General features: G+C 66.0%; 11 protein-coding genes. 4 read left to right on the top strand and 7 right to left on the bottom strand.

Translation table 11 applies throughout. The features are described from left to right. Positions 1-83: 83 nt before the first annotated feature. The 7 genes from OY559_RS17055 to OY559_RS17025 form a co-directional block, all read right to left on the bottom strand. Positions 84-1454 (bottom strand): leucyl aminopeptidase family protein, encoded by a 1371-nt coding sequence (locus OY559_RS17055; protein WP_277727453.1) that lies wholly within the window; start codon positions 1452-1454, stop codon positions 84-86. Next, positions 1451-2191: an HAD family hydrolase gene (locus OY559_RS17050; RefSeq protein ID WP_277727451.1), complete on the bottom strand. Its 741-nt coding sequence runs from the start codon at positions 2189-2191 to the stop codon at positions 1451-1453. Before OY559_RS17050 ends, OY559_RS17055 begins: the two co-directional genes overlap by 4 nt. Positions 2192-3064: 873 nt before the next feature. Beyond that, entirely contained in the window at positions 3065-4084 is a 1020-nt protein-coding gene (locus OY559_RS17045; RefSeq protein WP_277727448.1) for an AI-2E family transporter, read from the bottom strand. A gap of 290 nt (positions 4085-4374) precedes the next feature. Then, the gene (locus OY559_RS17040; protein WP_277727447.1) at positions 4375-4803 is read right to left on the bottom strand and encodes a hypothetical protein; all 429 of its coding nucleotides are present in this window, start codon (positions 4801-4803) and stop codon (positions 4375-4377) included. Further along, positions 4803-5237: a phage holin family protein gene (locus OY559_RS17035; RefSeq protein WP_277730040.1), complete on the bottom strand. Its 435-nt coding sequence runs from the start codon at positions 5235-5237 to the stop codon at positions 4803-4805. The genes OY559_RS17040 and OY559_RS17035 overlap by 1 nt, the downstream gene beginning before the upstream one ends. Before the next feature lie 81 nt (positions 5238-5318). Next, positions 5319-5681 carry a hypothetical protein gene (locus OY559_RS17030; protein WP_142126284.1) on the bottom strand — a complete coding sequence of 121 codons (363 nt, stop codon included), beginning with the start codon at positions 5679-5681 and terminating at the stop codon, positions 5319-5321. A 90-nt stretch (positions 5682-5771) separates the two neighbouring features. Then, positions 5772-7235: a Do family serine endopeptidase gene (locus tag OY559_RS17025; RefSeq protein WP_277730039.1), complete on the bottom strand. Its 1464-nt coding sequence runs from the start codon at positions 7233-7235 to the stop codon at positions 5772-5774. 540 nt (positions 7236-7775) lie between these two features. Here OY559_RS17025 and OY559_RS17020 point away from each other — a divergent pair. The 4 genes from OY559_RS17020 (at position 7776) to OY559_RS17005 (ending at position 13178) form a co-directional block, all read left to right on the top strand. Then, on the top strand, positions 7776-9926 hold the full coding sequence (locus tag OY559_RS17020) for an adenosylcobalamin-dependent ribonucleoside-diphosphate reductase (RefSeq protein WP_277727445.1): 2151 nt from the start codon (positions 7776-7778) through the stop codon (positions 9924-9926). A 443-nt stretch (positions 9927-10369) separates the two neighbouring features. Then, complete coding sequence (locus OY559_RS17015) at positions 10370-10960, top strand: hypothetical protein (RefSeq protein WP_277727443.1); 591 nt, start codon at positions 10370-10372, stop codon at positions 10958-10960. 118 nt (positions 10961-11078) lie between these two features. Continuing rightward, entirely contained in the window at positions 11079-11912 is an 834-nt protein-coding gene (locus OY559_RS17010; protein WP_277727441.1) for a TSCPD domain-containing protein, read from the top strand. 114 nt (positions 11913-12026) lie between these two features. Then, entirely contained in the window at positions 12027-13178 is a 1152-nt protein-coding gene (locus OY559_RS17005; protein ID WP_277727440.1) for an SIR2 family protein, read from the top strand. Positions 13179-13180 lie beyond the last annotated feature (2 nt).

Here is a 13180-nt window from a genome sequence, read left to right as displayed (position 1 = left end):
GTGCGCACTACGCGGTGATCCGCGACAACGGGAGCGCCGATGGTGTGCGGTCGCGACTTACGTCGCTCCTACAGAAGGCAGGATCAGCCGCCGTAACGCGCCTTCAGCATCGCGTACGCGCTGCGCAGCGCGAGGGCTTCGCCACCGGCGGGGCGGCCGGCGCGGTCGCTGTCGTTCCACGCGTACACGTCCAGGTGCGCCCACTTCATCCCGTCGGGCACGAAGCGCTCCAGGTACAGCGCGGCGGTGACGGCGCCGGCCATGCGCGAGCCCGCATTGGCCAGGTCGGCGATGCCGCTGGTCAGGTAGCGCAGGTACGGACGCCACAGCGGCATGCGCCAGACCGGGTCCCGCATGCGCTCGCCGGCGGCGATCCAGTCGTTGGCCACGCTGTCGTCGTTGGCGAACAGCGCCGGCAGGTCCGGGCCCAGCGCAATGCGGGCCGCGCCGGTCAGCGTGGCGAAGTCCAGCAGCAGGTCGGGCGCCTGCTCGCCGGCGTAGGTCAGCGCATCGCACAGGATCACGCGGCCTTCGGCATCGGTGTTGTCGATCTCGACGCTGACGCCCTTGCGCGTGGCGATCACTTCGCCGGGGCGGAAGGCGTTGGGTCCGATGCTGTTCTCCACCGCAGGCACCAGCAGGGTCAGGCGTACCGGCAGCTTGCGCGCCATCACCAGGCGGGCCAGCGCGATCGCGTGCGCGGCGCCGCCCATGTCCTTCTTCATGTTGCGCATGCCGTCGGCCGGCTTGATGTCCAGGCCGCCGGTGTCGAAGCACACGCCCTTGCCCACCAGCGCGACATGCGGCAGCGATGCGTCGCCCCAGCGCAGCGCGATCAGCCGCGGTGCGCGATGCGAGGCACGACCCACCGCATGGATGGCGGGGAAGTTCTGCGTCAGCAACGCATCACCGGCGACCACCTCCACCAGCGCGCCGTGCGTGGTGGCTAGCTCGCGCACCGCGGCTTCCAGATCGTCCGGGCCCATGTGCTCGGTGGGCGTGTTGACCAGGTCGCGCACCTGCAGGCTGGCGGCCAGCAGGTCGAGCGCTTCGGCATCGGCCTGCGGCAGCACCAGGCGCGCGGGTTTGCGCGGCGGCTGCTTGTAGCGGTCGAACCTGTAGCTGCCCAGGCCCCAGCCGAGCTGCAGCGCGGTGCGAGCATCGGCAGACAGCTCGCCCGCGATCTCCCAGTCGCCCGCCGGCAGGCCGAACGGGGCATGCGCGTATGCATACGGATCCAGCGCGTCGCCGATGCCGATCACTGCGCCAGCCAGGCCCTGTTCGCCCGGCAGCGCGAGCAGCGATCCAGCCGCGGCGGTGAAGTTCTGTGCGTCCAGCCATGCGTTTACCGAAGGCGACTGCGTGGCACGCCACGCGGCCAGCTGCGTGCGTTCCAGTACATGCAGCGGACGGGCATTGGCGGAAGAGTCGGTATAGGCGAGGGCAGCGCTCATGCGGCGGCGTGTTCCGTGGCGAAGTCGGGGTGGGCGTCCAGCCAGTCGGCCAGCGCGGTGAGGGTGGCGAATTCCAGGTCGGGGCGCAGGGCATCGTGCGGCCAGTGCTGCGGCCGCCCGCCGTGGTCTTCCGGGCGGTTGATCCAGCAGCTGCGCAGCCCGGCGTTCACCGCGCCCACGACATCCATCTCGATATGGTCGCCGACGTGCAGTACGTCGCCCGGCGGCACGCCGAGCAGGTCGCAGGCCGCGTGGAAGATGCTGGCCTCGGGCTTGGCGGCACCGTGCTCGCGCGAGTGGATCTTGTGGACGAACAGATGGTCGAGGCCGATCCGCTGCAGGTCGGCGTTGCCGTTGGTCACCGCCGCGACCGGCAGGCGGGCGGCGATGCGTTCCAGTGCGGCGAAGGCATCCGGGTAGTACTCCACCTGGTTGCGGGCGGCGTAGAAGATTTCGTATGCGGGATCGAGCAGGGTCATGTCGGCGCCGCTCTCGCGCAGCGCGTGTTCCAGCGTCATCCGGCGCAGGATGCTGAGGTCGTGCTTGTGCTGGGGGTGGGCGGCGAAGACCTGTTCGCGCACGGCGCGCATGCGCTCGACCGGGAACATCGCCGCGGTGGCGGGGCTGTGCTGGCGCAGCCAGTCGTCGAGGACGCGCTCGATCCGGGCGCCGATGGGGGCGAACGGCCAGAGGGTGTCGTCGAGATCGAGGGTGATGGCGCGGACGGGGAAGCTCATCGGGCCGATTTTACACGCGGCACCGCACCCACCTTCACCCGGCGCGGTACGAGCCCCTCTCCCTGCGGGAGAGGGGTTGGGGCGAGGGGCAACGAAGCCCGCTTCTCCCTCGGTCACGGCGGTCCACCAGGCCCGCGATGGCTTTCTCGATGGCCTTGCGGGATCGGCCGTCTTCTTTTGACGCATGGTGCCGCTCGCCGCGGGGGCCCTACTTTGACCAGCCATTTGGCTGTTGAAGAGCACTTCTTTGCTTGTGCAAAGAAAAGCAGGCAAAAGAAACACCTCCCGGCGGTCCGCCCGCCGCTGTGCGGCGGGTGCGCAGTCCCGGCGGGAATTTTCGTAAGGGCCATCCTGGTCCATACGAAAACGGCGCACGACCTGTGCGCCGCCCTGCGGGTTTGTCCCGCCGTGATTGCCGGACCTCAGGGGCCCCCAAGAGCAGTCCCTGAAGGTTCGACGCGTGCTCTTTTGCTGTTTGTGTTGTCTTTAGGCCCCCATGAGGCACGGCGAGTGGGCCGGGTAAAACCCGAAGGGCGCCGCCCGGGATGGGCGGCGTTTCCGTATGGCACAGGGATGTGCCTTACGGAAATTCCCGGCCCGCTCGCGGACCCGGAGCGCGCAGCGCGGAGGGCGCGCCGCCTGGGGTGTGTTTCTTTGGTCCTTTCTTTGCACAAGCAAAGAAAGGACGCCCCCGCGGCGAGCGGCACCATAAGGAAGGAAAAGAAGACCCATCCCGCCAGGCCCTTAAGCAGAAGCTCAAGCGGACGTGGCGGCCACCAAGGCAGATCGATGGCACGGGCTTCGTTGCCCCTCACCCCAACCCCTCTCCCGCCGGGAGAGGGGCTCAAAGCCTCGAAGTCGAAGGCAGCGCAATCACTCCAGCAGCCGCGCCCACCCTTCCATCCCTTCCACCCGCGCCAGCACCAGCTTCACGCACACCAGCAGCGGCACCGCCAGCAGCAGCCCGATGATCCCCCACAGCCAGCCGAACAGCATCAGCGCCAGGATCAGCACCAGGGGCGACAGCGCCATCCGCCGGCCCAGGATGATCGGCGTGACGATCTGCCCCTCGATGGTATGCAGCACCAGGTAGGCGACCGCCGGCAGCATCGACTGGAACGGTTCCTCGAAACTGATGAACCCCACCAGCAGCATCGCCACGATCCCGATCAGCGGGCCCACGTAGGGTGCGAAGTTCAACAGCGCCGCCATCGTGCCCCACAGCAGTGCCTCGGCCAGTGGCAGCCCCAGCAGGTAGAGCACGCCGGCGAACACCAGGCCCACCACGGTGTTGATGACGCTGATGGTCAGCACGTAGCGCGATACCTCGCGCTCGATGGAATGGAGGATGTCCACCGTGAACTTCTTCTGCTGCCGCCCCGGCAACAGCGCTATCGCGTTGCGTTGCAGGTTCTCGCCATAGACCATGAAGAAGAACGTCAGCAGCACCACCGCCAGCAACGAGGCGAGGAAACGCGGCGTGGCCAGCAGCTTGCGGTAGGGCTCGTCCTGCGGTGCGGTGTGCACCACCTGCGGTTGCCTGCCGGTCTGTCCGCCGGCGGCACGGGCGAAGTTCTCCGCCGCCTTGTTGGCGTCCTGCACTGGCTTGGTCAGTTCGCGCAGCTTGGGTGCGAGCTGGCGCATCTCGCGCGGGGCCTGCTGTGCCCATTCCATCGCCGAAGGCAGCATCTTGTGCGCCAGCAGTCCGGTCGCGGCCATGCCGCCGAGCAGCACGACCAGTGCGCCCAGGGAGCGAGGCACGTAGACCCGGCGCAGCACGCGGATGATCGGGTTGCCGACCAGGGCGAAGAACATGGCCAGCAGCACCGGCAGCAACACCTCCTGCGCGGCCCATAGCGTGTAGCCCACGGCCAGCGTGGCCAGCACGAGCATCGGCGTGGAGGCGCGTGGGCGCGGCGGGGGTACGGGGGGCGGCGGATGCGTCGGGTGGAGCGGATGTCGTCATGGGCAGTCTGCCGCCAGGGTGGATGCGCGATTGTGCAATGCCTCCTGTAGGAGCGACGTGAGTCGCGACCGCACGAATCAAGCCGCCCTCGCGCCTGACGTGGCCGGAATCGACCCCGGGCCGCTGGGCACGACCTGGCAGTGGGGCTCCCGGGCAGCTTCCTTCTGCGGTCGCGACTCACGTCGCTCCTACAAACGCCCGCAAACGTGCAGACACCTCAGCGCTCGGACAACTCCGTAGCCGCTTCAGCCGGACGCGGCGCGGTCACCACGATCTCATCCTCGTCGAACGCCTCGTCCACCATCGGTTCGTCGTCGGCCAGGCCCTCGGCCTGTTGCTGCGCGTCCTGCGCCGTGTCGGCGGCCTGCTCGGCGGTGTCGGCGGCGGCGGCCGCCTGCGCGGTGGCGAGGAAGCTGGAAACGGCGGTGAACATCTGCATCCAGCGCGCGCCGGTCAGCGTGCGCAGGGGTTCGGCGCGGCCCACCAGGAAGCCGCTCACCACGCCGGCGATGACGATGCGGCCCGGTGTCCAGCCGTCGCGCCACGCCTGCTTGAGTGCCGCCCATTGCGATTCCGCGCGGAGCGCGCGCGACTCGACCCGATGCTCGGCGCGCTGCACATGCTGCAGGAGTTTCTCGAACCGCATCACGCGCCTCCGTGGTCGCCCGCGCGCGGGTCGTGCGCGGTGCCGGCGGCGGGCGGCTCGTCGTCGACCACGTCGTCCTCGTCGAACAGCCCCAGCTTCGCCAACTGGCGACGGGTGGCGTGCATGCCGGTGTAGTCGAAGTAGCGGCCTACCTTCCACGCCGCGAACGCGGTCATGGCCAGGCTGATGAAGGCCGCCAGCGACAGCGCCTGCAGCCAGGAGAATCCGAAGCGCTGCATCAGCGCGATCAGCGCACCGGTGACCAGCAACCAGGCCGAGGCACCGAACACGATCGCCACGCAGGCCCATGCCAGCGCGCGGCCGAAGGCGCTGCGCGCCAGCGCGAAGTCGGCCGATACCAGTCCACGGAACGCGCGGCCGGCGTCTTTCGCGGAACCGTACGCGGCACGCCCGGCCGCGCCGACCTGCTTCAGGCTGTCGGCGAAATCCGGTGGCGGCGTGTCGCCGGATGCACCGGCTTCGGACTCGCGGGGCGCGTCGCTCACGCGGTCGGCTTACTTGTCGCCGCCGCTGCGCGCCAGCTTGGCGATGATCCAGCCGGCCGCGAAGGCCACGCCGAACGAAGCGAGCGGGCGCTCGCGGATCAGGTCGGCGGCGCTGTCGATCAGGTCGCGGCCCTTGTCCATCAGCGCGTCCACCTGCTCACGCGCGGCGCCACCGCCGGCTTCGGCAGCGGCGATGCCGGACAGCGCGGTGTCGGCCAGTTCCGATTTCACGTTGGCCTTGCCCAGGCGAAGTTCGTCGCCCGCGGCGCTGGCGGCACCCTTGATCGCTTCGCCGGCCGCTGCGGCGGCCGACGCCAAGTGCGAACCGGCTTCGCCCAGGTTGGACTTCAGCGCATCGGTATTGGTGGGCATGGTCATGGTGGGCTCCTGTGGACGGGGGATGGGGCCACTCTAATGCACGGCGGTGAACGGGCTGTTATGCCCGCACACCGCCACCGCGCATTACCGCATCAGCAGGCGGCCGGTGCCGCGCCCGCGCAGGATCTGCAACACCAGCTGCTCCGGCTTGCGTTCGAAGCTGGCGCGGAAGCTGGGCAGGTCGCCGAATTCGCCGCTGCTGCCCGCCACGATGATGTCGCCCGGGCGCAGCCCGCTGTTCCACGCGCGGCTGTTGCGCGTCACGTTGCTGACCTGCACGCCACCGTTGGCGCCCTGGCTGCGCAGTATCTGGCGTGCGGATTCGTCCAGTTCCTTCAGCGTGGCGCCGGTCAGGCGTGCGTCCAGGGTGGCGCCTTCCGCACTGCGCACGCCTTCCTTCAACGCCACGTCGAGTTGCAGTGGCTTGCCGTCGCGGCGTACCTCCAGCGCCACGCGCGCGCCCACCGGCTGCAGGCCTTCGAAGTTGTGCAGCGCGGCGCGGTTGTCGATGCGCTGGCCGTTGGCGGCCAGCACCACGTCGCCGGGCTGCAGGCCCGCGGCGGCGGCGGCCGAGCCCGCATACACGCGCGTGAGCAGCGCGCCACGCGGGGCGTCCAGGCCCAGGCCCCGGGCGACGCGTTCGTCCACGTCCTGCGATTCCACCCCGAACGTGCCCCGGCGCACCACGCCGTCGTTGGCGATCAGCTGGTCCATGATCCCGCGCGCCATGTTGATCGGGATCGCGAAGCCCAGGCCGATGTTGCCGGCCATGCTGCCGCGCGGATTGAAGCTGGCGGTGTTGATGCCCACCAGCCGGCCCTGCAGGTCGACCAATGCGCCGCCGGAGTTGCCGGGGTTGATCGAGGCGTCGGTCTGGATGAAGTTCTGGTAGCCGGCCACCGGGATGCCGCTGCGGCCCACCGCCGACACGATGCCCGAGGTGACCGTCTGGCCCAGGCCGTAGGGGTTGCCCATCGCCACCACGAAGTCGCCGACCTGCAGCTGGTCGCTGTTCGCCATCGGCACCGCCGTCAGGCCCTGGGTGGGGATGCGGATCAACGCGATGTCGGTATCCGGGTCGGAACCGATGAACTCGGCTTCCACCTGGCGGCCGTCGCTCAGCGTGACCGACACGCCGTCGGCGTTCTCCACCACATGGTGGTTGGTCAGCACGTAGCCGCGGGTGGCATCGACGATCACGCCCGAGCCCAGTGCGCGCTCCACCCGCTCGCGCGGCATGTCGGGGATGCCGAACAACCGGCGGAACACCGGGTCGTCGCCGAACGGCCCCAGCGGGCTGGCCACCCGCACGGTCTGGCGGCTGTACACGCTGACCACCGCCGGCGTGACCCGCTTGAGCATCGGCGCCAGCGAGGGCAGCGCCTGGCCGTCCACCGTGGTGGGCAGGGCGGCGGCGGCCGGGACGGCGGCTGCGGCGACAGGGGCGGCCTGGGCCGGCTTCTGCAGCAGGTCATTCAGGCCGGTGGCGGCGAAACCGCCGAACGCCGCGGCGGCGGTCAGGGCCAGCAGGGTGGGAAACGGGCGCAGCGCATTCTTCATGGTCGGTCGGCAGGTCGTTGCGTCGGGAAGGGAGTGGGGCCGGAAGGGCCCCCGTTCAACCTGAATGAGTCTGCTGACGGACCCTTAAACCTGCAATGAAGTTCAGCCCCTGCGGCCCCTCATCCGGTGCCGGGACGTGATGACGGACGGTGGGGTGGATGCCATGCAATTGTCATGTCAATCCGGTTGACAGGGGGCACCCCCGGGCGTAGTTTGACGGCTTCGTGCGGACACAAGATGTTGCGGTCCAGCACGAAGCGGACCCAAGCACTGGTGTTTTTTCGGGCTTTACGCTTGGGAAATCGGGCGCCTTTGGGGATTGGCGCATGAGGGCGAGGGAAGCAGTGGGCACCATGGCAACGGCAGGTCCCACTTCCACAATCCGGCCACCGGCGCGGCGCAGCTTCTGCAGCCGCCCGCAGCGTCGTCCCTGCCGTCCGGGTCCGTGATGAAACACCGGGGCGGGCCTTGGTCCGTCCGCCACAGCCATTGAATAGTTCCAGTCGTTTTCAGGAGAACAACACAACCATGAGTACGGTGCGCCTTGAGGCGGTCAAGACGGAACAGCCTGCCCTGATTCCCATGCAACCGGCATCCCAGGACATCTGGGACAAGAAGTACCGGCTGAAGACGAAGCAGGGCGACGCCCTGGACGCCGACATCGATGGCACCTACCAGCGCGTGGCCCGTGCCCTGGCCGACGCCGAAGCCACCCCGGAAAAGCGCGCCTACTGGTACGAGCGCTTCGTGTGGGCGCTGCGCCGCGGGGCCATTCCCGCCGGCCGCATCACCTCCAACGCCGGCGCCCAGCAGCACAAGCCGGCCACCAGCACCATCAACTGCACCGTGTCCGGCACCATCGAGGACTCGATGGACGGCATCCTGGACAAGGTCCACGAAGCCGGCCTGACCCTCAAGGCCGGCTGCGGCATCGGCTACGAGTTCAGCACGCTGCGCCCCAAGGGCGCCTTCGTCGCCGGCGCCGGTGCGTACACCTCCGGCCCGATGTCCTTCATGGATATCTACGACAAGATGTGCTTCACCGTGTCCTCCGCCGGTGGCCGCCGTGGCGCGCAGATGGGCACGTTCGAAATCTCCCACCCGGACGTCAAGGACTTCATCCGCGCCAAGCGCGAAGACGGCCGCCTGCGCCAGTTCAACCTGTCCCTGCTGATCACCGACGGCTTCATGGAAGCCGTGGACACCGACGCCGACTGGCCGCTGGTGTTCCCGGTGAACATCAAGGAGAAGGGCGACATCGACGTCGAGGACGCCGCCCAGGTCGTCTGGCGCGAGTGGCCCACCCACAAGAACTACATCGTCCGCGACGACGGTCTGGTGGCCTGCAAGATCTACGGCCACATCCGCGCGCGCCACCTGTGGGACATGATCATGGTGTCCACGTACGACTACGCCGAGCCGGGTTTCATCCTGATCGACCGCGTCAACGAGATGAACAACAACTGGTGGTGCGAAACCATCCGCGCCACCAACCCGTGCGGCGAACAGCCCCTGCCGCCCTACGGCGCCTGCCTGCTGGGCTCGGTCAACCTGACCACCTTCGTGCGCGACCCCTTTACCGACCAGGCGCGCTTCGACTGGGAGGAATACAAGGAAGTCGTGCGCGTGTTCACCCGCATGCTCGACAACGTGGTCGAAGTGAACGGCCTGCCGCTGGAACAGCAGCGCGCCGAGATCCTGCGCAAGCGCCGCCACGGCATGGGTTTCCTGGGCCTGGGCAGCACGCTGACCATGCTCAAGCACAAGTACGGCAGCCCGGCCTCCTGCGAGTTCACCGAGGCCATCGCCCGCGAGATGGCCGTGGCCGGCTGGGAAATGGGCCTGGCCCTGGCGAAGGAAAAGGGCGCCGCGCCCATCATGGACGAGCTGTTCACCGTCACCGCCGCCATGCTGCGCCAGCGCCCGGAAATGGCGAAGGACGGCTGGAAGGTCGGCCAGGAGATCCCCGGCAAGGTGCTGCACGCCAAGTACAGCCGCTACATGCAGCGCGTGGCCAGCGTCGCCCCCGACCTGGTGGACGAGCTGGCCGAAGTCGGCAGCCGCTTCACCCACCACAGCTCCATCGCGCCCACCGGCACCATCAGCCTGTCGCTGGCCAACAACGCCTCCAACGGCATCGAGCCCTCGTTCGCGCACCACTACAGCCGCAACGTGATCCGCGAAGGCAAGAAGTCCAAGGAAAAGGTCGACGTCTGGTCGTACGAGCTGCTGGCCTACCGCGAACTGGTCAATCCCAAGGCCATGCCGTTCTCGGACGACGCCGACGCCAAGCTGCCGGAGTACTTCATCGCCGCCGACGACATCAGCCCGAAGGAGCACGTCGACGTGCAGGCCGCCGCGCAGAAGTGGGTGGACAGCTCCATCTCCAAGACCGCCAATGTGCCCACGGACTACCCGTACGAGCAGTTCAAGGACATCTACCGCTACGCTCACCAGCAGGGCCTGAAGGGCTGCACCACGTTCCGCTTCAACCCGGCCGCCTTCCAGGGCGTGCTGGTGAAGGAAGCCGACCTGGAGAACACCACCTACCGCTTCGAGCTGGAAGACGGCAACGTCATCGAAGTGAAGGGCAACGAGCAGATCGAGTACGACGGCGAAATGCACACCGCCGCCAACCTGTTCGATGCGTTGAAGGAAGGGTATTACGGCAAGTTCTGATGTTTGACCCCTCTCCCCTCGCGGGAGAGGGTGCCCCGAAGGGGCGGGAGAGGGGGAGCGAGCGCAGCGAGTTGCTGTTGCTCCCAGCGAAAAGCGGCCCCTCTTCCGGCCTTCGGCCACCTTCTCCCACAAGGGGAGAAGGGAAGAAACAAAGCGGTACTCCTCTCCCTGTCCATCAGGAAAGGAGCGAAGGAAAGCAGCATCGCGTTACCCCTCTCCCCTCGCGGGAGAGGGTGCCCCGAAGGGGCGGGAGAGGGGAGCGAGCGCAGCGAGTTGCTTTGGCTCTTCGCGAAAAGCGCCCCCATCCCGACCTTCCCCCGCACGCGGGGGAAGGGGCTCACCCGGGAAGTTGAACCACCGATTCACCCGCTTCACCGTTCCACCCCGCGCAATCGGGTATAGCATCGGCAGCGTCACTAACCTCGCCCACTAAGGAGGGCAGCATGAGCAACGGTAATGGTGTCACGGCGACGCTCTCCGGCGCCGCCGAGAGCGTGAAGGAGACAGTGGCAGGCATCGGCGAAGCGGTGGCCTCCACCGCCAGCGAAACGGTCGCCAAGGCCAAGAAGGCGGCCAAGAAGGCGCGCAAGACGGTCACCGCCGATATCGCCAAGGCGAAGAAGGCCGTGGCCAAGCGCACCGACAAGGCCACCAAGGCGGTGAAGAAGACCGTTGCCAAGGCGAAGAAGAAGCTGGCCGCCGCCAGTACCGCCGCCAAGGCCGAAGCCGCCAGCCTGCAGAAGAAGGTGACCGGCAAGAAGGCCGCCAAGAAGGCGACGAAGAAGACCGCCAAGAAGGCCACCGCCAAGAAGACGGTGAAGAAGGCCGCCAAGAAGGTCGCCAAGAAAGCCACGGCCAAGAAGGCCGTCGCCAAAAAGTCGGTGAAGAAGGCAGCAAAGAAGGTCGCCCGCAAGGCGCCCGTGAAGAAAGCGGCGAAGAAAGCCGCGCCCAAGAAGGCGGCCAAGAAAGCCGTCCGCAAGGCAGCCCCGAAGAAAGCCGCAAAGAAAGCAGCAAAAAAAGCGGCCCGTAAGTAAGACCTGATGCACCCCTCCTCCCCCGGGTCCGGGGGAGGGTTGGGGCGGTCGCCGGCCCGGAAGGCCAGGCCCCGCCCATCGATGACAACTTTCAGAACACGAACAGGATTCCACCGTCATGGCCGTCAAGATCGACAAGAAAATCAAGGGCTACAGCGTGCTCACCCCGGAAGACAAGGCGCGCGAAGCCGCTGCGCTGATTCCCACGGCGTCGGTGGCGCGCGAGACGGTGGAAAAGGAAACGCCGCAGGACAACATCATCCAGATGCACGAGCGCATCGAGCGCCCGGAAGTCCTCATCGGCAGCACCTACAAGATCAAGTCGCCGCTGGTGGAGCACGCCATGTACGTGACCATCAACGACATCGTGTTGAACGCGGGCACGGAGCATGAGTTGCGCCGTCCGTTCGAGATCTTCGTCAACAGCAAGTCCATGGAGCACTTCCAGTGGATCGTGGCGCTGACGCGCATCATGAGCGCGGTGTTCCGCAAGGGCGGCGACGTGACGTTCCTGGTGGACGAGATGAAGGCCGTGTTCGATCCGCGCGGTGGCTACTTCAAGGCCGGTGGCGTGTACATGCCGTCGCTGGTGGCCGAGCTGGGCGCCATCGTGGAAGAGCACATGAAGTCGATCGGCCTGATCCACGACCCGGAAATAAGCGCGCACCAGCGCGCCATCCTGGCCGAGAAGCGCAAGCAGTACGAAGACCGCGCAAAAAAAAACGCTGACGTAAGCGCAACTCCCTCTTCCCCCGCCATCGCGGGGGAAGATGCCCGAAGGGCAGATGGGGGCAGCGCGGTCCCTGGCTCTTCGGAAGACATCGCCGTGACCGGCGATGGCGCCAGCTTCCCGCCCTCCGCCACGCTCTGCCACAAGTGCAGCACCAAGGCCCTCGTCATCATGGACGGGTGTGCGACGTGTTTGAACTGTGGTTATTCGAAGTGCGGGTGATGCATGACTCAATCCTCTTATAAGAGGTCGTCAGAATCTACGAAGGGGCTCGCGAGAGCCCCTTTTCTTTTGCAAAGCCGCCAAAGGCGAATGCCCTAGTGCAAGGAGATGCGCATGGATCGAGAGATAAAGCTTGCTGCCGTCTACGACAAGAACTTGAGCTTCTTGATTGGCTCAGGAGCCTCTTTTGGAGTCCTACCAACCCTTGCTCTATCCATCAAAGATGAGCTCGATGAGACGTGCACCATCGAAACCCTCGCGACAAGCTTCGGCGAAGATGATGCAAAGCTCTCCGCACTGTTCATGCACTACTACAAAGAATGTGTGCTACCAGCGATGACACTATCGCGTGCCGACATTCAGGGTGACGTAGATAAGGAGTTAGTGCTAGCGAACTACAAGAAGCTACTGCTCACAATATTTCACGTCCTGTCGATGAGGAGGAGTCCTGACAGGAGGTGCAATGTGTTTACAACGAACTATGATCCGTGCATATCGATCGTGGCTGACGAACTGATAGAGAGCGGCGTGATTGAATTTCTACTCAACGACGGAACGAGTGGGTTTCAGACCAGGCGCTTGCAGGCAAAGAACTTCAGTACGATCACCTCGCAGACCGGAATCTTTGAAAGAGAAATGGTTTCAATCCCTCAAATCAATCTTGTCCACATTCATGGTTCGGTACATTGGAGAAGACGAGATCAGTCGATCCTAGTTGACTATCGAAACAAGCTTCCGGGACCCGTGCTTGGCGAAGGCCTACTTGAGCGCCTACGGCCGTTCTCAACATCGCTGATGGACGACGAGCTAAGTTCGGACGACCTTGTTGCGCCGGAATTTGAGGAAGATGAAACCGAAGAATTCATGCGGGAGTATAAGAAGCTCCCGATCGTAAATCCCACGAAGTGGAAGTTTCATGAGACTGTGTTTGAAGAGCACTACTATCAAATGCTCAGGATGCTTAGCTACGAGCTAGAGAGGCCGAACTCGGTTCTTATCACCTTTGGATTCTCCTTCGCTGACGAGCACATACTGAATCTCGTCAAGAGATCATTGTCGAACCCGAAGCTACAGGTCTATGTGTGTTGCTTTGACGAGGCGGAATATAACCGTCTAGCGCCAATTCTAGGCATGCATCCGAACGTCCGATTCATTCTTCTTCCGGACGGAAAGAAACTCACCTTCACTGCGTTCAATGAATCAGTTCTCTCGCTTAAGCAGGTAGGTGCAGAGGTCGCGGCGCCAGAGCAGAGTTTGAGGGGCTGACG

The sequence above is a fragment of the Pseudoxanthomonas sp. SE1 genome (genome assembly GCF_029542205.1).
GTDB lineage: Bacteria > Pseudomonadota > Gammaproteobacteria > Xanthomonadales > Xanthomonadaceae > Pseudoxanthomonas_A.
Note: the sequence above shows the minus strand (reverse complement) of the source record. Positions and strands in the feature narration are given on the sequence as shown.